The 24,303-nt window shown below is 59.4% G+C and carries 30 protein-coding genes; 17 read left to right on the top strand and 13 right to left on the bottom strand.

Features of this window, described 5'->3' with window-relative positions; translation table 11 throughout:
* Positions 1–62: 62 nt before the first annotated feature.
* Positions 63–806, bottom strand: a complete 744-nt coding sequence (gene gpmA / locus AC2I9W_RS05855; RefSeq protein WP_158393241.1) for a 2,3-diphosphoglycerate-dependent phosphoglycerate mutase — start codon at positions 804–806, stop codon at positions 63–65.
* Positions 807–1,093: 287 nt separating this feature from the next.
* Between gpmA and AC2I9W_RS05850 the strand changes: the two genes are divergently transcribed.
* The 4 genes from AC2I9W_RS05850 (at position 1,094) to AC2I9W_RS05835 (ending at position 3,622) form a co-directional block, all read left to right on the top strand.
* Positions 1,094–1,501, top strand: a complete 408-nt coding sequence (locus AC2I9W_RS05850; protein WP_486409079.1) for a rhodanese-like domain-containing protein — start codon at positions 1,094–1,096, stop codon at positions 1,499–1,501.
* Positions 1,502–1,576: 75 nt separating this feature from the next.
* Complete coding sequence (gene grxC, locus AC2I9W_RS05845) at positions 1,577–1,834, top strand: glutaredoxin 3 (protein ID WP_486409078.1); 258 nt, start codon at positions 1,577–1,579, stop codon at positions 1,832–1,834.
* Positions 1,835–2,024: 190 nt separating this feature from the next.
* A complete protein-coding gene (gene secB, locus AC2I9W_RS05840; protein ID WP_158393235.1) occupies positions 2,025–2,486 on the top strand; it encodes a protein-export chaperone SecB in 462 nt (153 codons plus the stop codon).
* 125 nt (positions 2,487–2,611) lie between these two features.
* Complete coding sequence (locus AC2I9W_RS05835; protein ID WP_486409077.1) at positions 2,612–3,622, top strand: NAD(P)H-dependent glycerol-3-phosphate dehydrogenase; 1,011 nt, start codon at positions 2,612–2,614, stop codon at positions 3,620–3,622.
* A gap of 261 nt (positions 3,623–3,883) precedes the next feature.
* Here AC2I9W_RS05835 and lysA read toward each other — a convergent pair whose 3' ends face one another.
* Positions 3,884–5,131, bottom strand: a complete 1,248-nt coding sequence (gene lysA / locus AC2I9W_RS05830) for a diaminopimelate decarboxylase (protein ID WP_486409076.1) — start codon at positions 5,129–5,131, stop codon at positions 3,884–3,886.
* 148 nt (positions 5,132–5,279) lie between these two features.
* Here lysA and AC2I9W_RS05825 point away from each other — a divergent pair, with 148 nt between their 5' ends.
* On the top strand, positions 5,280–6,203 hold the full coding sequence (locus tag AC2I9W_RS05825) for a LysR family transcriptional regulator (protein WP_486409075.1): 924 nt from the start codon (positions 5,280–5,282) through the stop codon (positions 6,201–6,203).
* On the opposite strand, the gene AC2I9W_RS05820 is transcribed toward AC2I9W_RS05825, so the two are convergent.
* Positions 6,193–7,674 carry a SulP family inorganic anion transporter gene (locus AC2I9W_RS05820; protein ID WP_486409074.1) on the bottom strand — a complete coding sequence of 494 codons (1,482 nt, stop codon included), beginning with the start codon at positions 7,672–7,674 and terminating at the stop codon, positions 6,193–6,195. The two genes, AC2I9W_RS05825 and AC2I9W_RS05820, sit on opposite strands and share 11 nt — an antisense overlap.
* Positions 7,675–7,982: 308 nt before the next feature.
* On the opposite strand from AC2I9W_RS05820, the gene AC2I9W_RS05815 reads away from it, so the two are divergent.
* Positions 7,983–8,927, top strand: a complete 945-nt coding sequence (locus AC2I9W_RS05815; RefSeq protein WP_486409073.1) for a 5'/3'-nucleotidase SurE — start codon at positions 7,983–7,985, stop codon at positions 8,925–8,927.
* A 15-nt stretch (positions 8,928–8,942) separates the two neighbouring features.
* The gene (locus AC2I9W_RS05810; RefSeq protein ID WP_486409072.1) at positions 8,943–9,611 is read left to right on the top strand and encodes a hypothetical protein; all 669 of its coding nucleotides are present in this window, start codon (positions 8,943–8,945) and stop codon (positions 9,609–9,611) included.
* A gap of 57 nt (positions 9,612–9,668) precedes the next feature.
* Here AC2I9W_RS05810 and AC2I9W_RS05805 read toward each other — a convergent pair whose 3' ends face one another.
* Positions 9,669–10,121, bottom strand: a complete 453-nt coding sequence (locus AC2I9W_RS05805; protein WP_486409071.1) for a MaoC family dehydratase — start codon at positions 10,119–10,121, stop codon at positions 9,669–9,671.
* A gap of 110 nt (positions 10,122–10,231) precedes the next feature.
* On the opposite strand from AC2I9W_RS05805, the gene AC2I9W_RS05800 reads away from it, so the two are divergent.
* Entirely contained in the window at positions 10,232–10,633 is a 402-nt protein-coding gene (locus tag AC2I9W_RS05800; protein WP_486409070.1) for a hypothetical protein, read from the top strand.
* 178 nt (positions 10,634–10,811) lie between these two features.
* Here the strand turns inward: AC2I9W_RS05800 and panC are convergent, their stop codons facing one another.
* Genes panC through panB form a run of 3 tightly spaced genes read right to left on the bottom strand, consistent with a single transcriptional unit; the run spans position 10,812 to position 13,101 of the window.
* On the bottom strand, positions 10,812–11,660 hold the full coding sequence (gene panC / locus AC2I9W_RS05795; RefSeq protein WP_486409069.1) for a pantoate--beta-alanine ligase: 849 nt from the start codon (positions 11,658–11,660) through the stop codon (positions 10,812–10,814).
* An 11-nt stretch (positions 11,661–11,671) separates the two neighbouring features.
* Complete coding sequence (locus AC2I9W_RS05790) at positions 11,672–12,196, bottom strand: DUF2004 domain-containing protein (RefSeq protein ID WP_486409068.1); 525 nt, start codon at positions 12,194–12,196, stop codon at positions 11,672–11,674.
* 35 nt (positions 12,197–12,231) lie between these two features.
* A complete protein-coding gene (panB, locus tag AC2I9W_RS05785; protein ID WP_486409067.1) occupies positions 12,232–13,101 on the bottom strand; it encodes a 3-methyl-2-oxobutanoate hydroxymethyltransferase in 870 nt (289 codons plus the stop codon).
* A 154-nt stretch (positions 13,102–13,255) separates the two neighbouring features.
* Here panB and AC2I9W_RS05780 point away from each other — a divergent pair, with 154 nt between their 5' ends.
* The 6 genes from AC2I9W_RS05780 (at position 13,256) to yiaA (ending at position 17,698) form a co-directional block, all read left to right on the top strand.
* Positions 13,256–13,993, top strand: coding sequence for a Crp/Fnr family transcriptional regulator (locus tag AC2I9W_RS05780; protein WP_486409066.1), 738 nt, complete (start codon positions 13,256–13,258; stop codon positions 13,991–13,993).
* Between the two features lie 125 nt (positions 13,994–14,118).
* Positions 14,119–14,433: a DUF4148 domain-containing protein gene (locus AC2I9W_RS05775; RefSeq protein ID WP_486409065.1), complete on the top strand. Its 315-nt coding sequence runs from the start codon at positions 14,119–14,121 to the stop codon at positions 14,431–14,433.
* 171 nt (positions 14,434–14,604) lie between these two features.
* The gene (pabB, locus tag AC2I9W_RS05770) at positions 14,605–15,798 is read left to right on the top strand and encodes an aminodeoxychorismate synthase component I (RefSeq protein ID WP_486409064.1); all 1,194 of its coding nucleotides are present in this window, start codon (positions 14,605–14,607) and stop codon (positions 15,796–15,798) included.
* Positions 15,795–16,427: an aminotransferase class IV gene (locus tag AC2I9W_RS05765; RefSeq protein ID WP_486409063.1), complete on the top strand. Its 633-nt coding sequence runs from the start codon at positions 15,795–15,797 to the stop codon at positions 16,425–16,427. Before pabB ends, AC2I9W_RS05765 begins: the two co-directional genes overlap by 4 nt.
* 49 nt (positions 16,428–16,476) lie before the next feature.
* On the top strand, positions 16,477–17,049 hold the full coding sequence (locus tag AC2I9W_RS05760; RefSeq protein ID WP_486409062.1) for a DUF4274 domain-containing protein: 573 nt from the start codon (positions 16,477–16,479) through the stop codon (positions 17,047–17,049).
* Between the two features lie 133 nt (positions 17,050–17,182).
* Positions 17,183–17,698, top strand: coding sequence for an inner membrane protein YiaA (gene yiaA, locus AC2I9W_RS05755; protein ID WP_486409061.1), 516 nt, complete (start codon positions 17,183–17,185; stop codon positions 17,696–17,698).
* Between the two features lie 16 nt (positions 17,699–17,714).
* On the opposite strand, the gene AC2I9W_RS05750 is transcribed toward yiaA, so the two are convergent.
* From AC2I9W_RS05750 to panD, 3 genes are all read right to left on the bottom strand, one after another.
* Positions 17,715–18,425: a tRNA-uridine aminocarboxypropyltransferase gene (locus tag AC2I9W_RS05750; RefSeq protein WP_486409060.1), complete on the bottom strand. Its 711-nt coding sequence runs from the start codon at positions 18,423–18,425 to the stop codon at positions 17,715–17,717.
* A 130-nt stretch (positions 18,426–18,555) separates the two neighbouring features.
* The gene (locus tag AC2I9W_RS05745; protein WP_486409059.1) at positions 18,556–18,921 is read right to left on the bottom strand and encodes a 5-carboxymethyl-2-hydroxymuconate Delta-isomerase; all 366 of its coding nucleotides are present in this window, start codon (positions 18,919–18,921) and stop codon (positions 18,556–18,558) included.
* Positions 18,922–18,954: 33 nt separating this feature from the next.
* Positions 18,955–19,335 (bottom strand): aspartate 1-decarboxylase, encoded by a 381-nt coding sequence (gene panD, locus AC2I9W_RS05740; protein WP_158393201.1) that lies wholly within the window; start codon positions 19,333–19,335, stop codon positions 18,955–18,957.
* Between the two features lie 350 nt (positions 19,336–19,685).
* On the opposite strand from panD, the gene AC2I9W_RS05735 reads away from it, so the two are divergent.
* Positions 19,686–20,714, top strand: coding sequence for a porin (locus tag AC2I9W_RS05735; protein ID WP_486409058.1), 1,029 nt, complete (start codon positions 19,686–19,688; stop codon positions 20,712–20,714).
* Positions 20,715–21,001: 287 nt separating this feature from the next.
* On the opposite strand, the gene AC2I9W_RS05730 is transcribed toward AC2I9W_RS05735, so the two are convergent.
* The 3 genes from AC2I9W_RS05730 to AC2I9W_RS05720 all read right to left on the bottom strand — a co-directional run bounded on the left by AC2I9W_RS05730 (position 21,002) and on the right by AC2I9W_RS05720 (position 22,658).
* Entirely contained in the window at positions 21,002–21,859 is an 858-nt protein-coding gene (locus tag AC2I9W_RS05730) for a segregation and condensation protein A (protein ID WP_486409057.1), read from the bottom strand.
* Positions 21,860–21,927: 68 nt separating this feature from the next.
* Positions 21,928–22,134: a DUF3460 family protein gene (locus tag AC2I9W_RS05725; RefSeq protein ID WP_486409056.1), complete on the bottom strand. Its 207-nt coding sequence runs from the start codon at positions 22,132–22,134 to the stop codon at positions 21,928–21,930.
* Between the two features lie 65 nt (positions 22,135–22,199).
* The gene (locus tag AC2I9W_RS05720; protein ID WP_486409055.1) at positions 22,200–22,658 is read right to left on the bottom strand and encodes a hypothetical protein; all 459 of its coding nucleotides are present in this window, start codon (positions 22,656–22,658) and stop codon (positions 22,200–22,202) included.
* Positions 22,659–22,765: 107 nt separating this feature from the next.
* On the opposite strand from AC2I9W_RS05720, the gene AC2I9W_RS05715 reads away from it, so the two are divergent.
* Both AC2I9W_RS05715 and AC2I9W_RS05710 read left to right on the top strand, forming a co-directional pair.
* Positions 22,766–23,269, top strand: coding sequence for an outer membrane protein assembly factor BamE (locus AC2I9W_RS05715; protein ID WP_486409054.1), 504 nt, complete (start codon positions 22,766–22,768; stop codon positions 23,267–23,269).
* Between the two features lie 274 nt (positions 23,270–23,543).
* Positions 23,544–24,251, top strand: a complete 708-nt coding sequence (locus AC2I9W_RS05710; protein ID WP_486409299.1) for a YitT family protein — start codon at positions 23,544–23,546, stop codon at positions 24,249–24,251.
* Positions 24,252–24,303 lie beyond the last annotated feature (52 nt).

Genomic DNA, 24,303 nt, shown 5'->3' with positions numbered 1-24,303 from the left:
AGGCCTTCTTTGACTGAGTCAGCCCTGGTTCAGCGCGCCGAAGCCAGGGCTGTGTATGGGACTCAGGCCTTGCCTTGAGCTGCCACGGCTGCTGCTGCCTTGGCGGCGGCTTCCGCGTCGCCAAGGTAGTAGTGACGGATGGGCTTGAGGTCAGCGTCCAGTTCGTAGACCAGAGGAATGCCGTTGGGCACGTTGACGGCCACGATCTTGTCGTCAGCAATATTGTCCAGATATTTGATCAAGGCGCGGATGGAGTTGCCGTGAGCCGCCACGACCACGCGCTTGCCGGCCTTGATGGCGGGGGCAATGGACTCGTTCCAGAAGGGCACGACGCGCTCGACCGTGTCCTTGAGGCATTCGGTCAGAGGAATCTGCTCGGGCTGCAGCTTGGCATAGCGCACATCGCTGCGTTCGCTGCGCGGGTCTGTCGCTTCCAGAGCGGGAGGCGGCACATCGTAGCTGCGGCGCCAGATCAGCACTTGCTCGTCGCCGTACTGCTTGGCCATGTCAGCCTTGTTCAGGCCTTGCAGACCACCATAGTGACGCTCGTTGAGGCGCCAGCTGTGCACCACGGGCAGCCAGGTGCGGTCCATTTCATCTTGCACATGCCACAGAGTGCGAATGGCGCGCTTGAGCACACTGGTGTAGGCCACATCGAAGTCATAGCCTTCGGCCTTGAGCAATTGGCCGGCCTTCTTGGCCTGTTCGACGCCGGTGGCAGTCAGATCCACATCGGTCCAGCCGGTGAAGCGGTTTTCAAGGTTCCAGGTGGATTCACCGTGGCGGATCAGAACGAGCTTGTACATGGATTCTCTCAAAGTAGCGAAGCAGTAATGACTCAAAGTCAAAACCGCACATTCTAGAGGCAGGCCCTTTGCCCAGGCCCTGGATATGGAAAGAGGGTGCCGGCTTTTCTCCTTGCTGGGCTGGATTCCTGTGGGGCTTTTCGGTCATTGAAGAGAGCGCCTGCTCTCTTGGCGGGCTATGCCAGACGGGAGTGAGGGATTGAAGAGTGCAGGTTGGAAGGATGAACTCAAGGCTGGAAACGCTCTCAGCCTCTAAAATCAGCAGGTTTGCCATCCCAAGGAATGACGTGAATTTCATCATTGAAAACTGGTATTTGATCCTGATTGCTGTGGCGTCAGGCGTGATGCTGCTTGTGCCTGCATTGCGCGGAGCCACAGGTGGCTCCCTGTCCGCAGCCGCTGCCGTGCATCTGATCAACCGCGAAAAAGCGGTGGTCATTGATGTCTGTGAGCCTGAAGAGTTTGCTGCGGGCCATGTCAATGCAGCCAAGAACCTGCCTCTGAGCCAGTTGGAAGAAAAGCTGCCCACGACCGTCAAGAACAAGCAGTTGCCTGTTGTGCTGGTCTGTGCCTCTGGTGCTCGTGCCGTGCGTGCGGAAGCCGTGGCCAAGAAGCTGGGCTACGAAAAGGCCCAGGCACTGGCAGGTGGCATGAAGGCCTGGCGCGATGCCGGCCTGCCGGTTGAAAAAGCCTGATTCAGCCCTCAGCTGTTTATTTTGAGCGGTGCAGCAGACGCCTGTACCGACAGAGAGATCAAAGGAAGTTGCCCCATGCAAGCCGTAAAGATGTACACCACCGCCGTCTGTCCATACTGCATTCGTGCCAAGCAGATTCTTCAGTCCAAGGGCGTGGAGAACATTGAAGAAGTGCGTATCGATTTCGACGTCGCTGCACGTGAGCACATGATGCAGGTTACTGGCCGCCGCACTGTGCCTCAGATTTTTATTGGCGACACCCATGTGGGGGGCTGCGATGACTTGATGGCCCTGGATGCCAAGGGCGGCTTGGTACCTCTGCTGCAAAGCTGACTGAGCTCGCTACCACTAAGACATGAAATTGCACTTTGGGCTGCTTGCTAAGATGAAGCCCTTGGCTGTCACTGCATAATGCAAAGCGCTATTTCATGGAAATGCCTGCTGTGAAGATAGCCTAGTGCTGATTTTCATCGCAGGCATTTGCATTTCCCCCTCAAGATTTTTCTGAAAGACCAAGTTCATCATGGCCGAACAAGACAACAGCCCCGTGTTCCAGATCCAGCGCGTTTACCTGAAGGACCTGTCCCTGGAGCAGCCGAACTCTCCCGCCATCCTGCTGGAGCAAGAGCAACCCAGCGTGGACATTCAACTGGGCGTGGAAGCCAACCCCGTGGCTGAAGGCGTGTACGAAGTGGCTGTGACTGCCACTGTGCAGACCAAGATTCAGGACAAGACCGTGTTCCTGGTCGAAGCCAAGCAGGCCGGCATCTTCGAAATCCGCAACGTGCCCGAAGACCAGATGGGCGGCGTGATCGGCATTGCCTGCCCCCAGATCATCTACCCCTACCTGCGTGGCAACGTGGCTGACGTGGTGACCCGCGCCGGCTTCCCTCCCGTGCATCTGGCCGAAATCAACTTCCAGGCCATGTACGAGCAGCAGCAAGCCGCTGCCGCAGCACAAGCCGAAGGTCAGCTGGCTCAGTAAGACCGTAAGCTCGTTGCCAAGACCGACTCCTGCGCCGTGCAAGAATCGGCATCAAGGCACAAAAAAAGAGGCCCTGGAGGCCTCTTTTGCTTATGGGCTGTGCGCAAACTGCTATCAAACTTCCTATGAACATTCTTGTCATCGGCGCTGGAGCCTGGGGTACGGCCATGGCCATCAGCGCGGCCACCCATCCGGACCAACGCAGCGTGCGCCTATGGGCGCGTGATGAGGCGCAGGCCCAGCGCATGCAGTCTGATCGTGCCAACAATCGCTATCTGGCGGGCATTACCTTTCCCGAAGCGCTGCAAGTGGTCAGCGGCGATGTGATGGTGCAGGTGGCTACAGCCGATCTCATCGTGCTGGGCACGCCCATGGCGGCGCTGCGCCAGTGGCTGATTCAGCTCAAAGACTGCCGCATGCCCGTAGTCTGGCTATGCAAGGGCTTTGAGGCCGTGCCTGCCGATGCACCGGCCGGCAGCTTTGGCCTGATGGCGCATGAGGTCTGCCAGCAGGTGGCACCGCAGCTTAAAAGTGGCGCGCTCAGCGGCCCCAGCTTTGCGGCCGAGGTGGCGCGCCAGCAGCCTACGGCGTTGGTGGCAGCCAGCGCCCATGAGGGCGTCAGCGAGCTGCTGGTCAGCGCTTTTCACGGTGAGGCCATGCGTGTCTATGCCAACCACGACATCGTGGGCGTAGAGGTCGGCGGAGCCGTCAAGAACGTGCTGGCCATTGCCACTGGTTTGTGCGATGGCCTGAGTCTGGGGCTTAACGCCCGCGCAGCTTTGGTCACCCGTGGCTTGGCGGAAATGACCCGTCTGGGCGTGGCACTGGGGGCGCGTACCGAAACCTTTATGGGACTGTCCGGTCTGGGGGATCTGGTGCTGACTGCCACCGGCGATCTGTCGCGCAATCGCAAGGTAGGACTGCTGCTGGCCGAAGGCAAGACGCTGGAGCAGGCCGTGACATCGCTAGGCCATGTGGCCGAAGGTGTGTACAGCGCCCGCACAGTGCTGGCGCGAGCCCGTCAGGCGGGCGTGGAGATGCCGATCACCGAAACCGTGGTGGCCTTGCTGGACGGTCAATTGCCCGTGACGGAAGCCGTGCAGCACCTGATGGCGCGTGACCCGCGCGGTGAATAGGCTGTATAGGCTGTAAAAACAATAGCTACTTGCGCTTGGTATTCATAGATTTCGGATGCTTTTGCATCTGAAAGTTAAAAAGAGCGAGCGCTAGCAGCTATCAAAAATATAAAGCAGCCTGAGAGAGGGATGTGTGACCTAAACAGCAAGCAAGAACCGCCTCGCGGCGTTGCTGTCCTCCCCCTTTCGCATTGCGGAGTAAAGCGAGAGAGGGGGAAGGCGTGGATCGGTCCAGGAAGAGCGCCTCAGGGGGAGCTTGAGTTACAAGCCTAGTTCCAGCGCCAGCAATTCTTCAACGGTTTGGCGGCGGCGAATCAGCTGCGCCTTGCCGCCATCGACCAGCACTTCGGCGGCCAGCGGGCGGGTGTTGTAGTTGCTGGACATGGAGCTGCCATAAGCGCCCGTGTCGTGAATCACGAGCAAGTCGCCCACGCTGGCGCCAGCCAGAGAGCGCGGCAGCACCACGCCGCCGTCGCCCTGGGTGAATACGTCGCCCGATTCGCACAGCGGGCCGGCCACCACGCTGTCCTGCGCAGGCAGTTGCTGGCCATCGCGGCGCAGCACTTCCATGCCGTGGTAGCTGCCGTACATGCTGGGGCGCATCAGTTCGTTAAAGCCGGTGTCGACCAGCACAAAGTGGTTGCTGCCCGCATTCTTGGTGGCGCGCACGGTGCCCAGCAGCACGCCGGACTCGGCCACCAGGAAGCGGCCGGGCTCCAGCTCCAGACCCAGGCTGTGGCCGACGATGGCTTCGGCCTGCTTGCGTGCGGCATCCCACAGCCCGTGGTAATGGTGGGTGTCGATGGTGGCGTCACCTTGCTTGTATGGAATGGAGAGGCCGCCGCCAGCGGAAATCGCATGCAGGTCCACGCCTGCTGCCTTGGTGCGTTCCACCAGCTTGACCATGGCGCCGCAGACTTCCTGCAGATGGCCGTAGTCCACGCCGGAGCCGATGTGCATGTGCAGACCGGCCAGCACCAGGCCGCCGTCAACGATAGCCTTCAGCGCGGTTTCCAGCTCGGTGTGCCAGATGCCGTGCTTGCTGTGCTCGCCGCCGGTATTGGTCTTGTTGCTGTGGCCGTGGCCAAAGCCGGGGTTGATGCGCAGCCAGACATGGTGGCCCTTAGAGACGGCAGCCAGCTGGTGCAGCATGTCAATCGACCCTGCGTTCACAGGCACCTTGTGCTCCACCACGGTGGCGAGAGTCGCTTCGTCCATTACGTCGGCGGTGAAGACGATGTCGGCAGGTTCGCCAAAGCCGGGCGTAAAGCCCGCAGCCAGCGCACGCAGAATCTCGCCGCGCGAAACCGCATCGACCTTCACGCCTTGCTCGCGCATCAGCTTGAGGATGTGGATGTTGGAGCAGGCCTTCTGCGCAAAACGCACGGTGTCGAAAGCCTTGAGCTGGGCAATGCGCTCGCGGATGGTAGCGGCGTCATAGACCCACAGCGGGGTACCGAATTCGTCGGCCAGATTCCAGAGTTGGGCGGGAGCGAAGGGATTGGACATGGTCTTGAACTTTCATAGCTGTCAACGCAGGCTGCATCTAGGCATCAGGCCTTTTTGCTCACATTAACGGGTATGTTGCCCTTCTCTCTGTATTCAGTCCAATGCTTGTTTTTGTGAAGTTAATTCATTATGGATATGCTTATGCGCCATGAATGAACTCCAGACCAGCCGCATCACCCATCGCCATATCGAGGTCTTTCGCGCCGTGATGACGGCGGGCAGCGTGACCGGGGCTGCGGCCTTGCTCTACACCTCGCAGCCTACGGTCAGTCGTGAGCTGGCGCGCATGGAGCAACTGCTGGGCTATGCGCTGTTCGAGCGCGTGCAAGGCCGCTTGCGCGCCAATGCGCGCGCGCTGCTGCTGTGGGATGAGGTGCAGCGCAGCTGGCAGGGGCTGGAGCGCGTGATTGACCGCGCGCAGGAGCTGGGACGCCCGCAGGCCGCCCATATCAGCGTGCTGTGTCTGCCGGCGCTCAGCCATGCCTTGCTGCCGGGAGCGCTGGCGCGATTGCGAGCAAGTCACGGCGAGGTGGCCGTGAGCGTGAGCACGCAGGAAGCGCCTTTGCTGCAGGAGTGGATGGCGGCCCAGCGCTTTGACCTGGGTTTGAGCGAGCAGGCCGATGCACCGCCGGGCACCCGCAGCCAGCCTTTGCCTGCCATGGATGAGGTGGCAGTTTTGCCAGCCGGGCATGCACTGGCGCGCAAGCCACTGCTACAGGCCGAGGATTTTGAGGGGGAAAGCTTTATCAGCCTGGCGCGCGACGATCCCTATCGTGTGCAGATCGACGCCGTGTTTGCGGCTGCTGGCGTGCAGCGGCAGACCGGGCTGGAGACAGCTAGCGCAGTTGCCGTCTGCGCCATGGTGCAGCATGGTCTGGGTGTGGCCATCGTCAACCCGCTGACGGCACGGGCCTGTGCCGGGTCGCAACTGGTGGTGCGTCCGCTGGCTTTTTCCATTCCCTTTCAGGTGCACATGCTGCTGCCGCTGCACCGGCCTGCGGACGGCAGCGTGCAATGGCTGGAGCAGGCTTTGCTCCAGCAGGCGCAGAGTTTGCTAGAACCTAAACCTTGATGCGCTCAATCAGGCGCTGGCTGCTGGCATCCAGCCCGCGCACTTCCACGTCGCAGCCATGCTGGCGCAGGCGTTGCACCACCTTGTCCAGAGCACCAATGGCCGTGATGTCCCAGAAATGCGCACCTGTGACGTCGATGCAAACCGGCTGACCGGCGGCTGAGCGCACGTCAAAGGCCTCGATCAACGCATCGGCCGAGGCAAAAAATACCTGGCCGCTCACCGTCCAGGTTAGTCGCCCGCTGGATTGATCCACATGGCTTTGCACGGTCAGCATGCGCGCCACCTTGACGCTGAAGAAAACGCCAGACAGCAGCACTCCGGCGATCACGCCAGCCGCCAGGTTGTGCGTGGCGATGGTGATGACTACGGTCAGCAACATGACAGCGGTGGACATCAGTGGCAGGCGGCGCAGGCTGCCCAGTGAGCGCCATTCAAAGGTCGATGCCGAGACCATGACCATGATGGCCACCAGAGCAATCACCGGAACTTTGGACACCCAGGGCTTGAGCACCACCATCAGCACCAGCAAAAAGACACCGGCAAACAGGGTGGACAGGCGACCGCGACCGCCATATTTCACATTGCCCACGGCCTGACCGATCATGCCGCAGCCCGCAATGCCACCGAACAGGCTGGATGCCACATTGGCCAGACCCAGACCCGTGCACTCCTGGCTTTTGTTGCTGGGCGTGCCGGTCAGGTCGTCCACCACGGCAGCGGTAAGTACGGACTCCAGCAAACCCACCATGGCAATGGCCAGTGCGGGCAGAGCAATGATGCGCAGCGTCTCCAGACTGGCGGGGATTTCGGGCAGGGCCAGCAGCGGCAGGCTGTCCGGCAGATGCCCCAGATCGGCCACTGTCTTGAGCGGCAGACCCATGAAGCTGCCCAGCAGCGTCAAGATCAGCACGCAGATCAGCGGGGAGGGAATCAGCGTCAGCGCTTTGATCTGCAGTTTCTGCCCTAACCAGGGCAGGCCGTAGATCAGGGCCAGACCCAGCGCCAGCATGGCCCAGGTGACGGCGTTGGCGCCCTGCAAATGCGGTAGCTGGGCCGAGAAAATCAGAATAGCCAGTGCGTTGACAAAGCCCGTGCGCACCGAGCTGGAGACAAAGCGCACCAGAGAGCCCATCTTGCACAGCCCGAAAGCGATCTGCATGGCCCCCGCCAGCAGACCTGCTGCCAACAGATATTGCAGACCGTGCGATGCGACCAGCGGAGCCGCCACCAGCGCCACCGAGCCGGCCGCTGCCGAGACCATGGCCGGACGTGCGCCAAACACCGCAATCACGATGCTGATGATGAAAGAGGCATACAGCCCCACCGCCGGGTCCACACCCGCGACAAAGGAAAAGGCAATGACCTCGGGAATCAGCGCAAATGTGGCAACGGCACCGGCCAGCAGTTCACGCGGCACGCTGGGTGCCCATTCGGCACGCCAACGGTTCAGGGTAAAAGGGGAGTTCATATCGCAGCAGCAAGTGAGGCGCTACCTGTGCAGGGTAGGCAGTGCCGGTGGGCGATATTAAGCAGTGCTCCGGTTTTTTGCTGCGCGAGGGGCAGTGAGTGAGCAAAGTACTGTTTTTCCCGTGCGCTGCAAAAGCTTGCAGTGGTTGAAGGCCATAAGTGATTTAAGCAATCAAGCTTGTTTTTCATCCCCCATTCAAACTACATGCAACTCATAGCGGGGATTTCAAAACCTTCCTTTAATCTGCTCTTGGCCTCTTAGGCCGCAGCAGATCAATCAAAGGAACGGGATACATTTTGGATAAATGGATGATTTCCGCCGCTTGTGCACTTTTGCTGTGCAACAGCGCTCATGCCTTGAATATTGTTGTCAGTAACGACGATGGTTTGACCAGCAATGTCAAGGCTCTCTATAGCAGTCTGAAAGCGGCTGGCCACGATGTCATTGTTTCCATCCCCTGCACTCAGCAAAGCGGCCGTGGCGGCGGGGTGGTGATGTACAGCACCACTACTATCAATGCCTTGGCAGACACGGATATCACCAAAGACAACGGCTGTCGTAATGGCGCGGCCGCTATTGGGGATCCCTCAGCGGGCCCCATGAAAAAAGCTGATTTCACCAACGGAGACTGGCATTACGTTCATGGAACTCCTGTCATGGCATTAATGTACGGCTTGGATGTGCCTGCCATGGCGCGCTGGAACAAGAGTCCTGATCTGGTGATCTCCGGGCCGAACGAAGGCTTCAACCTGGGATCGCTCAATATCACTTCCGGCACGGTCGGTATTTCACAGTTTGCGCTGATTCGTGGTATTCCGGCCATAGCCATCAGTGCCAGCTCAAAAACGGTGGATGACCCAGCGCTAGCCAACCCCAAGTCAGAAATTGCCGCAGCGCTGACAAGCCAGCTGGTAAAGGCTTTGGCCGATCAGGCCAAAACAGGGAAGTTGCTACCCGCCGGCATGGCTTTGAATGTCAATATTCCCGACAGTGCAAGCGTCACAATGCCGTTCGCCTTCAGCAAGCAGGGCAGCTTTGATCTCTATGAAATTGGTTTTACCAGCAAGGCGCCGTTCAACTACCGCCTGGTAAAGCAAAGCAATCCAGCCACGGCAGAGGCTCATCAAAAGGAAGATGAATCTGTGGTGGTGAGCGACAGAATTTCTGTGTCTGCCATGCAGCTGGCATATGAGGCTCGCCCCGCAGCGCAGGAGTGGCTGCGTCTGCGAATTGATCAGATCAGAACCAAGTAACGGGAGGGAAGGCTGATGAAGAAGTCATTCCCTCTGGCACTGCTGACGGGAGCAGTCTGCATGTTGGTCGCCTGTGGCGGGGATGGTGTGGAACCGCCCTCTAAGCCTGCTCCCGCCGCAAAGCTGAATATTCCTGACCTGGGCCCAGGTGTCTATACGGTTTCCTCAGAGCAGGGCGCGGACCTGATCGTTGGCAGATATACGGCTGGCGCCGATGGGAGCAGACTGCTGTATTTCGTGGATGCAGGTGAAAAAGTGAAGACGGCTTTGGCTCGAACAGGTGACAAATCGAAATTCACGCTGATTGCAGGTGCTCTGGAATCCAGTGACGTGGTTTTCCTGACGTCGACGTCTCAAAGCAGCGAAATACTTGAGGTGAGCGCTGCTGCGGGTAGTTATCAGGTGCGCTTGCCGAACTCTGAGGTTGCAGAGTTTTCGATTCTGGATAGCGGTGTTTTACAAGCGACTGCTGGCGAACAAAACAGTTGCAAGCTTCAAGGCTCGGTGTCGGCTACGTCATTGCCGAACATGCTGAAGCTCAAACTCTCCACCACAGCCTGCGCCGCACTGGCGCCTGATTTTGAAGGCGTGCTGGTTTTGAACAGTGATGAAAAGCCAGCGGCCTATCGTTTGCTAAGCACCGATGCGACGACCTTGCGGGACTACTGGATTTACCGCAACTGAGCAGGGAGCATCCAACCCATAAAGCGAGTGTCCACAAGGCACTCGCTTTTTTGTCTTTCAGGCCTCAGGACGCTTGAAGCAGACCATCTTGGGCCTGAAGCGCTGCAACACCTCGCCGCGCTGATTTTTGGTCTGGGAAAGCACGCGCACCATGGCGCGGTTGGGTTTGGACTTGGAGGGGATGATCTCCACAACTTCGGATTCCACATGCAGCACATCGCCGGGGCGCGTGGGCTGGGGCCAGGCCAGCTCTTCCATGCCGCCGCCAATCACGCCATCGGCCAGGGGAATGCTTTGCGTCACCAGCAGCATGCTGATGGAAGCCGTATGCCAGCCACTGGCGGCCAGACCTTGAAAAAAGGTGTGCTTGGCAGCTTCGGGGTCGGTGTGAAAGACCTGCGGGTCGAACTGCTTGGCGTAGGCGATGATTTGCGCCTCATCCAGCGGGTAGCCTTCGCTGATGAATTTTTGGCCCACGTACAGGTCGTCGAGATAGAGCTTTTCGCTCATATTGGCTCCTTGGGGTTCTGGCGTCCGGTGCCACGCAGTATGAGCGAGCCTGCTTGGAGCTGCTGTTGCCAAGGTGCCAGCCTGAGTTCTCTGCGGCTATGCTTGGCCGCATGATTTTTGAGCTTGAAGATTCCGAGGTCGCGCAGGTCAGCCTGGAGGGGGATGGATTGCAGGTTCGCTTCTCTGCAGCACGCTTGTATGACGCTGAACGAACCGGTGCTGGAGAGGGGGTGTGGCAGCCTTTGCTATTGATATGCAAGCGGCTTGCGCGGGTGGATAAAGGGGTTGCGGTCGATTTGACTGAAATTCTGTCAGCCGTAGGTCGTGTGCAGCACGCGCAGCTGCAGATTGCCGGGCAGCGCTTGCGCAGCCTGCCCCTGCCTTTTGACAGCGATGCCAACTTTGCTCTGGAGCTGGAGTTTGCGGGGGGCTTGCTCTGCCGACTCAAGGGCCAGGGGCTGGAGCTGAGAGCTATGCCCAGCCAATGCGCTGTGGGCTCTTACCAGTGTTGAGCTGGCTTTGAAAGCTGGCGGCGTGATCATTGCAGCAGGCGTATCAGGCTGGCGCGGCGCAGATCAGAGACAGCCTGCAAGGGCTGCCCTGCAGCAAGGCTGTCGTCCCTCTCCCGCATTGCGAAGCAAAGCGAGAGAGGGGAAGGCGCAAAGCGCCTCAGGGGGTGATTTCGAGAGCTTAAAACTCCAGGTTGTCGATCAAGCGCGTGCCATTGGAGCCGCCCAGGCGTGCTGCACCCAGTGCGACCAGATCGCCGCTGCGGGCATCGGCGGGCTGCTGCAGGTCGCTGCGCTGGCGCACTGTCAGGTAGTCAGGCTCCCAGCCCTTGGCGCGTAGGTCGGCCATAGCCTGGACTTCCAGATCGGCCAGCTTGCCGCCCTGGCGCGCAGCGTCAGACAGCGCTTTGAGGGCTTGCGACAGCGCCATGGCTTGCACGCGCTGCTCGTCGCTGAGGTAGCCATTGCGCGAACTCAGGGCCAGGCCGCTGTCGGCACGGGCTGTAGCGCAGCCGATGATCTCAATTGGCAGCGCAAACTGCTGCACCATGCGGCGGATCATCATCAGCTGCTGATAGTCTTTTTGCCCGAAAACGGCCACGCCGCCGCCGGTGGTGGCAAACACGGCCTGGAACAGCTTCATGACCACGGTGCAGACGCCGGTGAAGAAGCCGGGGCGGAACTCGCCCTCCAGAATATCGGCCAGTTGTGCATCGGGTTGCACCTTGAAGGTCTGAGGCTCGGGGTAGAGGTCTTTTTCCTTGGGGGCGAAGACGATGCTGCAGCCTTCGGCCTTTAGCTTGGCGCAGTCGGCATCAAATGTGCGTGGGTAGCTATCAAAATCTTCGTGCGGCAGAAACTGCAAGCGATTCACAAAGATACTGGCCACGGTGACATCAGCCTTGTGGCAGGCTTCTCGCACAAGGCTGAGGTGGCCTTCGTGCAGGTTGCCCATGGTGGGCACAAAGGCCGGGCGCTGCACGCCCGCGAGAGCGGCGCGCAGATCGGGGATGGTGTGAACGATTTGCATGATCGAAGTTTTCAGCTTTCCCAAGCGATTTCAGTAATGTTTCCCTGTGCATCGCACTTCACGGCCAGGATCTGGTCGTTGCCTTTGGGGTCCAGGCGATAGTCCAGCACCACAGGCTCGTCGTCATGGCTGCACCAGAGGCTGATGTTGCTCAGCTGCAGCGCAGCGACAAAGTCGGCTACCTGAACATGCTCCTGACCTGCGGCGTCTGCTTGTTGCAGCAAGGCCTGCATGGTGGGCATCTTGGCGGCGCTGTCCTGGCGGGCCGCATCGGTCAGCATGTGGATGAAGTCGCTTTCTGTCTGCAGATGCTGGATCAGGGCGGCGCGGGCTTTTTGATCCAGCTGGGGCAGCATGTCCAGCGTGCTGGCGAAGTCATCGAGCAGGGCGGCATCCAGCGAGGTGGCTGGATCGGCCCAGAGCCAGGTTTCAACCGCTTGGCCGTTCAGGCTCTGAGGGACTTCCCAGATCACGTCCGTGTCCTGCAGTCTGACCGTGGACAAAAGACCGAAATAAGCGTGGGTGAGTGTGTTCAAGAGAAGTCCTTTGGGGAATGTGCGCGCTGGCGTTTTTACCAGGCGTGCAGTGCGTTGTCGGGGAATGTTCCGTTTTTGACCGCTTGCACATAAGCCTCCATTGCGCCCTTGACGCTGCCTGCATCGGCCATGAAGTTGTGCACAAATTTGGCCATCTTGCCCAGGTTCACGCCCAGCATGTCGTGCAGCACCAAGACCTGACCGGCGGTTCCGTTACCCGCGCCAATGCCAATGGTGTGGCAGTCTTTCAGCTCTTGCGTCAGCTGGGCGGACAAGGCGGCGGGCACCATCTCCAGCACCAGCATGCTGGCCCCGGCATCCTGCAACTCCAGCGCATGCTGGCGCAGCGTGGCGGCGGCTTGCTCGTCCTTGCCTTGCACGCGGTAGCCGCCCAGGGCATGAACGGTCTGCGGTGTCAGGCCCAGGTGGGCGCAGACGGGCACGCCGCGATCGACGAGAAAGCGCACGGTAGGTGCAGTCCAGCCGCCGCCTTCGAGCTTGACCATATGCGCGCCGGCTTGCATCAGCTGGCAGGCGCTGCGCATGGCTTGCTCGGGGCTTTCTGCATAGCTGCCGTAAGGCATGTCGGCGACAACCCAGGCTGTGCCCTGGGCACGGTGCAGGCCGCGCACCACACTTGCGGTGTGATAGTTCATGTCTTCCAGCGTCACACCCACGGTGCTGTGCAGGCCCTGGCAGACCATGCCCAGCGAGTCGCCCACCAGAATGCATTCCACGCCAGCCGCGTCGGCGACGGCGGCAAATGTGGCGTCATAGGCGGTGAGCATGGTGATTTTTTCACCGGCAGCACGCATTTGCGCCAGACGCGGCAGGCTGATGGGGCGGCGCTGAGGCTGGGGCGAGGAGGGAGGGATGGTGCCGTAAGGCGTGCCGGTGGCGGTCATGTGTGTCTCCTGATGGGGTTTGTTGGTATGGCTTGCAAGGCAAATTGTGCGCGAGTCTATGCGATGCTGCACTCGCACAACAACTGCAAACAGACCATTTCCCTTTTGCGGGCTGTCACTATGCTGTGAGCCAATCTGTTTGCCGGACGTCTTTATGTCGCATTCAACATCGACGCCTATTGCCCCTGAGCTACCCACGCCGCCGGTCATGGCCTGGCAAGGGCTGCGCAATATACGTTTGCTGGACTCGCTGACGGATGACAAGCTGGCACAACTGGCCGAGCGCTGCCACTGGCACAGGCTGGAGGCCGGGCAGGTGCTGCATGGGCCGTATATGGATCAGCGGCTATACATGCTGTGCGCTGGCAGTCTCAGTGTCAGCAGTTATGGCGTCAACGGGCGAGAGCTGATGCTGGGCCAGATCACGACAGGGCGATTTTTCGGGCCTATGACGCAGCCAGATGCCAATGCGCAACTGCCTGTCGAGGTTCAGGCTACCGAGTCAAGCCTGGTGGCATCGCTCTCCAAAGAGGAGCTGGAGGCCCTGATCGCCAGTGACGTTCAGGTTATTCGTGTGGTGATTGAACATCTGGTGGAGCTGTCGACCATGCTGGCGCGCCGCGTGGTGAACATGGGCACGCTATCGGTGCGCGGAAGACTGCATGCACAGTTGCTGGAGCAGGCGGAGAAAGAAGGAATTCAGGACGATCAGGCCTTGCTGAGCCCGTCGCCACGCCAGAACGACCTGGCGCGCATGCTGGGCACCAGCCGCGAAGAGGTGGCGCGTGAGATGTCCCGCCTGACCCGTCTGGGGCTGCTGCGTCGTGAGGGGCGCAATCTGCGCATTTGCCATATTGATGGCCTGCGCTTGCTGCTGGAAGAAGCGCGCTGAGTGAGCCGGGTTTAGGGCGAAATCAATTTCGGCGTGAGAAAACGCACAGACCCGGAAACGGGGCGTGACGCATAGTCCAGTCATACCGCTTTGAGGCTTTGGCCTTGTGATTGAAAAGGATTGAAATGCGCTTCGCTACCCGCTTGCTTGCTACCGTTGTTTTGACCGCCAGCGCCGCTGCTGCCATGGCTCAGGATCTTCCTCAGGCCGCTTCCTCCAACAGCGGCAAGAGCCGTGCGGAAGTACTGGCTGATCTGGAAATGTTCCATCAGTCAGGGCTGGGCTTTCTGCCATCGCCAGTGGGCTATGTCGAGTCCGAGCACAGCCCTGAATATCGCAAAGCCTATGCCGAGTATCAGCGCCTGCTGGCCAGCCCTGCCTACACCACGGCAGTGGCCAAGTACCAGTCGGGCACTGCTGCGCAGATGACGGCGGAGTAAGCCTTCCGGATCTCTCTCATAGCTGTCCGATAGAGACAGCCCTTTGGTGGATGCGCGCTGACGGCCTGGGGCCAGCAGCGCGCTTTTTTATGGGTGTTTGACTCTGGAGAGGTTGACTCAAGCTTGATAGCATGGAGCGCTTATTGATAGTGCGCTTGCAAGCGATTTGACTTGAAAACCGTTCTTGATTTCACCGCACCCTGGCATCAGAGTGATGCCCGCATTCAGCATGGCTTTGGCGTGCCGGAGGCTGTTTTGCAGGCACACCGCCCTCAGGAGGTCCCGGCTGTGCTCGAGGCCGCGCAGCAAGCCGCAGAGCGTGGTCTGTGGTGTGTGGGCTGGCTGGCTTATGAGGCTGCCGGCGCTTTTGACCGTGCTTATGCTGCGGCTGTGCATGCGGCTTCACCGGGGCAGCCCTTGGCCTGGTTTGGCGTGCATAGAGCACCCTTGGTGGCGGAGGTCGCTCCAGCTTCAGTCCCAGAGATTCGGCTTGCTCCCATGCGCTGGCAAGCCGCGCTGGAGCGTGGGCAGTTTGATGCCGATGTGGCGCGCATTCATGCGGCCATCGCAGCAGGCGAGTGCTACCAAATCAATTACACAGCCCCCTTGCTGGCAGAGCTGGGTGAGGTTTCCGGTGTTGACACTTCTGCTGTGGCACAAGCCATTTTTGCGCGGCTGCAGCAGGCTCAGCCCGGCGGCTATGCAGCCTTGATAGACAGCGGTGAGATGCAGGTGCTTTCCGTATCGCCTGAGTTGTTCTTTGACTGGGACGGTGAGCAGATTCTGACCCGCCCCATGAAAGGGACGGCCGCCCGCGGCAAGACCCCTGAAGCGGATGCCTTGGCGGCACAGACCATGCGCCAATCGGCCAAGGAGAGGGCCGAGAACGTGATGATTGTGGACCTGCTGCGCAATGACCTCTCGCGCATTGCCGTGCCACACAGTGTGAAGGTGCCGCAGCTGTTTCAGGTTCAGCCCCTGCCCGCAGTCTGGCAGATGACCTCAGACGTGGTGGCTCGTACCCGTGAGGAGGTGCGCTTGGCGGATGTGTTTGCGGCCTTGTTCCCCTGTGGCTCGATCACAGGGGCGCCCAAGCGCCAGGCCATGCGACTGATTCGTGAACTGGAGCCAGAGCCGCGAGGTGTGTACTGCGGTGCACTGGGCGTGGTGCGGCCAGGAGCTGCCCCCGGGCGTATTCATGCCACGTTCAATGTCCCGATTCGCACCGTCGTGCTGAAAAATGGACGTCTTCGTTGCGGTATTGGTAGTGGTATCACGGCCAGCGCCAATGCGGCGGGTGAGTGGATGGAGTGGCAGCACAAGCAGGCCTTTCTGAATGTGCTGGAGCAAGGAGAGGGCGCATGAGCACGAATTTTGAAATTCTCGAAACCCTGGCCCTCAAGGATGGGCAGTGGCAGAACTGGCCTTTGCATTGGGCGCGTTTGCAGATTACGGCACAGCACTTTCGCTACCCGCTGATGCAAATGCAGCTGGAAGCCGATATGCAGCGGCTGGCGCAGCAGCTTTACCCGCTGGGAGACTGGCGTGTGCGTCTGGCACTTTCGGTCAGCGGCGCCGTGCAGTTCACGGTCGAAGCATTGACGCCCAGTGCAGAGCCGGTAGTGCTGCAACTGGCCAGAGAGCCGATTGCCAATGCCGTGGCACATAGCGATGTGGTGCGCTTCAAGACTTCGGTGCGGCAGCATTACAGCGCGTTCGCTCCCCAGGGGGCAGGGATTTTTGACACCGTGCTTTTTAACGAAGACGCTCAGATCACCGAGGGTACGCGCGGCAATATTGCTTTGCAGCTGGATGGGCGCTGGGTCACGCCGCCACTGCAGTGCGGACTGTTGCCCGGCGTGGGGCGCGCATTGGCGCTTTCGCAAGGGCGCTTGCAGGAGCAGATCGTGACGCTGGAGGATGCCCGCCGGGCGACGGCCTGGGCGTTCATCAATAGCTTGCGTGGCTGGCTGGATGCACGTTTGCTCGGCTAAGCGGGGGTTGTTATTGTGCGGACATTGCTAACCAGCAGGAATCACCACCATGGATGACGATGACTTTGAGGCGCTTTATCTGGACCTGATGAAGGAGTTTCTGGACACTGCCAGTGCGCTGCAGTGGCTGGCAGTGGTCACCACCATGAACTATGACAACGGCAGCGCATTGCCGGACTGGATCAGCAAGCACCCCAAGCTGGAGCCTGCAGTGGCCAAGGCGCTGTACTGGTATCAGCAGCCAGGCTACTTTCAGCATTACGCTTCTCAAGACAAGGTGCCAAGCATCAACCGCAAAGGCTGGGCGCGTGTCCATGCGCTGAGTCAGCGCTTTGAGCAGGGCAAGCTGGCGCCGGCGACCATAGGCTGGGACCCGGCCAATGACCTGGCCTCTCCCACGGGCGACGAAAAGCACCCCGGCTACGACTGGACCAGCGAGGCCGTGAAGGGAAGCGAAGCCCAGTGGCAGATTCCTGCGGTCATGCTGCAGGCTGTTCCCGGCGAGCAGCCGGATATCTATGCCTATGTTGACGAGCAGGGCTGGGAGGACGGCATGCCCCCTCATGTGCAGGAAGCCTTGAACGCCGCCATGGATGGGGACGACGCGGGAGATGAAGATTAAACCTTCGCTTGCCGAAGGTGAGAGATAAAAAATAGGGCTGCAGGTATCAATTGAAGATACCTTGCACAGAAAGTGATGGTGTGTAGGGAGCGAGTTTTTAGGATTCGCCCACTACAACTTCTGAGGCAAGCTCATGAACTCTCAAACCATCACCAGCCACAAGCCTTCTTCCGCTTTTGTCGGCGCATCCTGGGCTGCATTGCTGCTGGGTATCGTTGCCTTTCTGGTCGGGCTGTGGAATGCGGGCATGCAGCTCAATGAAAAAGGCTTTTACTTGGCCGTGCTGGTGCTGGGCCTGTACGCGGCGATCTCTCTGCAAAAAACCGTGCGTGACAAGCTCGAAGGCATTGCCGTGACCGGTATTTACTACGGCATCAGCTGGGTGGCGTTGTTGATTGCCGTGGTGCTGCTGGGCATGGGCTTGTTCAACGCCACGCTGGAGCTGAGCGAAAAAGGCTTTTATGTCATGGCGTTTTCGCTGGCCCTGTTTGGTGCGATTGCCGTGCAGAAAAACACCCGAGACAGCTTGAGCGCCAATGATGGCGACACAGAGCGTAAGCGTCCCAAGGCAGAGCGCAGCAGCCCCGCGCTGGTGGCCGATTCTGGCAAGCCTGACGATGTGCCCGAACTGCTGGCGAACAAGCACTAAATCCGTTCAGTCAGCTCTATTCTTTATCCGGACTACTCAGCTCGAAAGACCCCAGCTCATCAGGCGCTCTCTGGAGTGCCTGATGGCTTTGGCGCAGCTGCATTTGCTGCGCCACAAAGCGCTCAAAAACCTGCTTCAAGCCCGTAACAGCTGGCGCATCTGCGGGCCAGCTCTGCAGGTGAGCCAGTGCCATGCTTGCAGCCTCAAAGCTGGAGAGCTGGCCAGGCAAATGTGCCTTGCGGATGGCGTAGCCAGAATCCCCGGCATCCTGCAGCGCTATGCGGGGCAGAGCTTGCAAAGCCGGGTTGAGGTAGAGCATCTTGCGGCTTTTGCGCCAGGTGCCATCAATAACCACCAGCCGCAGGTGCTCCGGTGCGTGCGGCCAGGGCTTGGGCAAAGCGCCAGCCTGTGCCAGGCCCAGAGCGCTATCTTGCTCCAGGGTGTCAGGGTAGAGCAGCAGGCAATGGCGTGGCTCTGGATGGCTCCAGCTGCCATGCAGTGCCTGCCCAAGTTCTGCATCATCGAATTTTTCACCCACCAGGATGCGGCTGTGCGGCAGGCATAGATGTAATAAGTGTCCTGTTCCCTTGGCTTCATGCACTTCCTGGGGGTGCATGAGAATCAGCACTTCAACCTGATGCTCGATCGCTTGGGCCAGCGGGCAGACACAGGTGCGCAGTGCTCGCAGGCAGTTGGGGCAGCGGGGGCGAGTATCGGTTTTGCTCATGATTTGAGAGCTTCTTGCGCTTGTGGGGTATGCGGTAGAGGTTGTTTTTATCTCAAATCCATAGCCCTGAAATCACAACGCCCGCAAGCACAGGCTGCGGGCGTTGTGATTTCAGGGAAAAGCGGGAGGCTTACAGGCGACCTTTGAAGTAGGTGGCCTTGTCCATGTCGGCAATGTCCACGCTCAGCTGCACCATGACGCCTGCAGGGTGGGGTACCACGCGGCGCAGCACTTCAGCGATGCCATCCGACATCTGCTTTTTGGCCTCGGTGCTGCGGCCGGCCATCAGCTTCAGCTCCACATGGACAAAGCCACGATTGTCGGGCTGGTTGCCGATGTAGACCTTGTTCATGTCCAGGCACGCAATGCGCGCCTTCACATCGGCTTCGTCGGGCACGGTGGGGTGTGCGCAGACCACGGCGTTGATTTCTCGCATCAGCTCGCGCTCGTTCAGGCCGCTCAGGTTATCGGTGTATTCAATATGCAGATGGGGCATGGTGTGCTTTCGCTCAAGGACAGATACCGTGCATTACAGCATCTGGGTTGGCACTTTGTGGCGCAACTCGACTTGCTGGTTCTGCTCGTTCACAAACACCAGCTGAGGCTGGTGCTCGGCCACATCTTTTTCATGCACCTGGGCAAAAGCCGCAATGATGAGCAAGTCGCCCACGCTGGCGCGGCGTGCAGCGGAGCCGTTGACGGAAATCATGCCGGTGCCGCGCTCGCCCTTGATGGCGTAAGTCACAAAGCGTTCGCCGTTGTCGATGTTCCAGATATGGACTTGTTCGTTTTCGGCAATATTGGCCGCATCCAGCAGATCTTCGTCAATGGCGCAGGAACCTTCGTAGTGCAGTTCGCACTGAGTGGTCTTGACACGGTGAATCTTGGATTTGAGCAGGGTGCGGAACATGATCTTGTCTCTCTGTGGCGCTTTGCGTGTTAGTTGAATGGTGCAGGTCTGTGCCTGCAAAAATCACGCAAGTCTAAATGCGATCGGTGAAAACCATGTAGTTCGTTGAGGGCATTGGCAGCGCAGTGCTGCAAAGCAGCATTCCAAATGTCGATGGCACTGCCAGCGGTTGATGAAGGCTGGCCCAGAGACTGACGGTGCAGCTGTTGTTTTTCGGTCAACCCCAGGGTTGTAACTAATGTTTCATTTTCACTTTGTTTAATGACTTCAGTCCCAGGCAGGGCCCTGGCCAAGGCTGGCCACAGTGGTATTGCCTGGACTTTCTCATTTCTACCAACACAGTGAACCGTATGAAACGAACTCTTCTTGCCCTTGCCGCCCTGAGCGCATCTGCCACTGCCCTGGCCCAGTCCAGCGTGACCGTTTTCGGTGTGGCCGACGTGTCTGTGGCTCACATTTCCACTTCTGGCAAGAGCGTCTCCGGTCTCGCCAACGGCGGCAATTCCAGCAGCCGCCTGGGCTTTCGCGGTGTGGAAGACCTCGGTGGTGGCCTGAAGGCGGGCTTCTGGTTGGAAGGCAGCATCAGCGTGGACGACGGTACAGCCGCTGGTTTCAAGTTCGATCGCCGCTCCACGGTCAGTCTGCTGGGCAACTTCGGTGAAGTGCGTCTGGGCCGCGACAAGACGCCCGCCTATCAGAACCTGGAAACCTTCCATGCCTTTGGCGACACCGGCATGGGTGCCATCAATGGCCACAACCTGATCAGCAGCTCGGCCGAAGGCACATCGGAAGGCTCCAATCCCAAGCGCAACTCCAACGCCATCACCTATCTGCTGCCCAAGCTGGGCGGCGTCTATGGTCAGCTGACACATAGCTTTGGTGAGCAAGCTGGCGACCATAGCCTGGCCAGCTCTACCGGCCTGCGCCTTGGCTATGCCAACGGTCCTCTGAATGTTGCAGCAGCCTACGGCATTGCAAAGGGCGGTACTGCCGCTGTGGGTGTGGACTACAAGAACTTCAACCTGGGCGCTTCCTACAAGTTTGGTGCCATCACACCGATGCTGCTGCTGGCCTCTGAGCGCGGCAACAACAAGCGCGTGGATTTGTACAGCGTGGGTGTGAAGCTGCCTTTGGGTGCTGGTGAATTGCGCGCTGCTTACTCCTGGTACAAGGACAAGAAGAGCGACAACGCTGACTCCCAGCGCCTGGCTCTGGGTTACGGCTACAAGCTGTCCAAGCGCACTGAGCTGTACGCCGCCGTGGCGCGCATGAGCAATGATGACAACGCCAAGCGCAAGCTGGGCTCGTCGCTGGCACCTACACCCAATATGGGCAAGAGCATGACCGGCTACGAAATCGGCATGCGCCACAACTTCTAAGTAGAAGTCGCCTGAATGTGAAAGCCTCAGGCTTTCACATCGGCCGCTATTGCAAGGTCAGGCCTTCGGGTGGGGAAGCCTTTGAGCCTTTGCAAAACAAAAAGCCTCGCGATGCGAGGCTTTTTCGATGGAGAGAGCCACGATGACGAAACCGATGTGAGAGCAGCCTTTGACGCGGGGTGTTTGAACAGGCACACCCCAGCAAAGAGACAGCCAGCAAGCGCCGCCGCGCAGCGAGGCTGTCGTCCCCCTTGGGGGAAGCGGCAAAGCCGCTCAGGGGAAATCAATCACACAGGGGTGTAAGCCAGACGCACATAAATCGGCGCATAGGCCTCTGCCTGGGTGATTTCGATCAGAGTCTCTTTGGCCAGCTCCAGCATGGCGATAAAGGTCACCACCAGCACCGTCGATCCTTTTTCGGGATTGAAGATGCGCTCGAACTCCACAAAGCGCTGGCCTTGCAGCTGCTTGAGGATCTGGCTCATGTACTCGCGCACCGACAGCTCTTCGCGCGTGATCTTGTGGCTTTGCACCAGCTTGGCCCGCTTCATGATGTCGCGCCAGGCGGCCTGCAGTTCGCTGATTTCCACATCGGGAAAGCGCGGTTGCAGGCTTTGCTCGATGTAGACCGTGGCCTTGAGGAAGTCGCGCCCATAAGTGGGCAGCTGCCCCAGTTGCTGGGCGGCCAGCTTCATCTGCTCGTATTCCAGCAGGCGGCGCACCAGCTCGGCGCGCGGGTCTTCGGCTTCCTCGCCGTCCTCCTGCTTCTTGGGCGGCAGCAGCATGCGAGATTTGATCTCGATGAGCATGGCGGCCATCAGCAGGTATTCGGCCGCCAGCTCCAGATTGCGGCCACGCACCTCATCGACATAGGCCATGTACTGGCGCGTGACATCCAGCATGGGAATGTCGAGGATGTTGAAGTTCTGCTTGCGGATCAGATAGAGCAGCAAGTCCAGTGGGCCTTCAAAGGCTTCGAGGAAGACTTCCAGCGCTTCAGGCGGGATATACAAATCCTGCGGTAGCGCAAACAGCGGCTCGCCATACAGACGCGCCAAAGCCACCTGGTCAATCACCGCCGGTGACGAATCAGGTGCATCCGGGCTCTGACCCGGCAACAGATTCTGTGCTTCAGCCTCACTCATAGTCTGCTATGTAATATAGAGCTATGAGCGCTTGATGGGTAAGCGCTAGAGGCCGATTTCATTGAAAATCAGGAGTGGTTGGTCTGGTACACGTAGGGCTTTTGATCCACACGGCCAGCGCGCAGGTCTTCCCAGACTTCGTAGTTCACATCCTTGTCCCACAGGAGACCTCGACCGGCCAGCTGCTGCTTTTCCAGCTCGGGCTTTTGCTTCTTCAAATCATTGATGAAGTTGGTGGTGTCGGAACGATAGTCGGGGCGGCGGAAGAAAGACATATGTGTAAAACCTCTCAGAAGCGGGGATTTTAGCCGCTCGTGAGAGGAAAGCCTGCTTTGGGCGATTACAGGTCCTTGAGGCAGAGTTGGGCGAACTCCTTGCAGTCGTCCGAGGCCAGGGGCGAATCGATCACTTTCTTCAGCACCGCGGCAAACTCGGCGGCTCCGACCGGGTTCGGGTCACCGCGCTGAAGGTCTTCGTTCACGCGCATGGTGCGGTCGAGCCAGCCGATGACCTGAACGCTGGGCTGGCGCTGCAGCGACTCCAGCAAGGCCGGGCTGTAGGCGGCCATGGGATGCTCTTCGATCAGGCTGCCAAAGGGGCCGGGGCCGCCGTAGTCCAGCTCGGGGTAGGCTTCAATCAGCGCCAGGATATGGGGCAGGACCTGCTCCAGTGTGCTGGCTTGCAGTGTCTCCAGGTGCTCGTAGACGGGGTCGATGATCAGCCATTTGTCGTGCTGTTCGCTGGCTACCTGGGCGGCGCTGTGGAATTGGGAAAACAGTTCTTCGATGGGGGCGCTCACGGGATATGGCTCTATGGGTGACAAGCATTTGCAAAACAGGCCTGCTTGAGAAGGTGTCTTGCTGTCAGAATTCGCATTCTGTTTGGCAATCATAGTGATTCAAGCCCATGAATATTTTTTCCCGTGTGACAGCCGCTCTGGCGGCTGCAGCGATCAGTACCTTGAGCCTGATGGGCTGCGATGAGCAAAAGATCAAGGAACTGGAAGAAGGCCTTTCCACCGAGTTTGATGTGCGGGCCAAATTCGGTGAGCCAGAGCGCATCTGGCAGGAGGCGGATGGCTCGCATACGCTGGAGTACAACCGCCAGCCCGCCGGTGCCAAGAACTACATGATCACCATTGGCACGGACGGCAAGATGAGTGCGCTGCGCCAGGTGCTGGCTCCGCATGTATTTGCCCAGATCGTGCCGGGACTGGAAGAAAACGAGGTGCGCCGCATGCTGGGCAAGCCTGCCAAGATGATGACGTACAAGCTCAAGCAGGAAACAGACTGGGACTGGAACTACATCGACCCGCCCACACGTGAGATGCAGTTCACTGTGACCTTTGGCCCCGACGGCCGTGTGCTGCGCACCATGAACCGCGAACGCCTGCGCGACGAGCCGCGCTGATCCGCTCTTGCGGCTAAAAGCTGGCCGTGTGGCAAAAGCCCTGTCTGTAATGCACAGACAGGGCTTTTGCTTTTGAAATGATAGCTGCTAGTGCTTTGCTGGTCTTGGTTTGAGGGTGAAAATGCTTGAAGTCGCCAGTTCTTGAGCGAGTCCAGACTCTTGCGGTTGCTTGTTGCATTGCAGCAAATAATGCGCACAAAGCATGAGTCCATCCGTAAAATTAAGGGGTTCCCGGTGTTACCCGCACTGGTCAGCCCCGGTCTTTATCGAGACCCTGGGTGTTTTTCTTGCTGTCTTACCTGACATGTCCGCACCGCTATCGTCTCCGGCCAGCTCTGGCCTAGCCCGCAGCCTCGATGCAGCTCCCGCCTCTGTGGCAGCCAACCTGGGCTTGCGCCATGGCCGCTTTGAAGATGCGCAGGCGCTGTTCACCGGCTCGCTGTTTGTCTCCATCACCATGATGCTGTTTGCGCAGGCGGGCTTGCTCACCGGCAGCACGGCGGGCATCGCATTCCTGCTGCACTATGTGACGGGGCTGCCTTTTGGCGCCATCTTTTTTGTCATCAACCTGCCGTTTTACTGGTTTGCCTGGAAGCGCATGGGAGCGGAGTTCACGATCAAGACCTTTGTCTCGGTGGCCATGCTGGCGCTGATGGCCGATGTGGGCCCGCGCTTTATCCATATTGACTATCTGAATCCGCTGTATGCAGCGGTGGCCGGTGGCTTGCTCATGGGGTCGGGCTGCCTGTTTCTGGCGCGCCACCATTCCAGCTTGGGCGGGGCCACCATCGTCTCGCTGTATCTGCAAGACCGCTACGGCATTCGCGCCGGCAAGGTGCAGATGATGATTGACTGCACCGTGGTGCTGCTGGCCTTGGCCATCGTTCCTTTTGACCGCGTGGCCTACTCGGTGCTGGCGGCGGTCATCATGAGTCTGTTCTTGTGGGTCAGCCACCGCCCTGGTCGCTATCAGGGCAACTGAGCGGCTCAGACTTCGTCAAAAAGCCCCGCCCGGTCAACACCGGTGCGGGGCT

It is taken from the genome of Comamonas sp. FUJ_7 (genome assembly GCF_057369555.1).
This window is presented reverse-complemented; position numbering and strand designations above follow the sequence as displayed.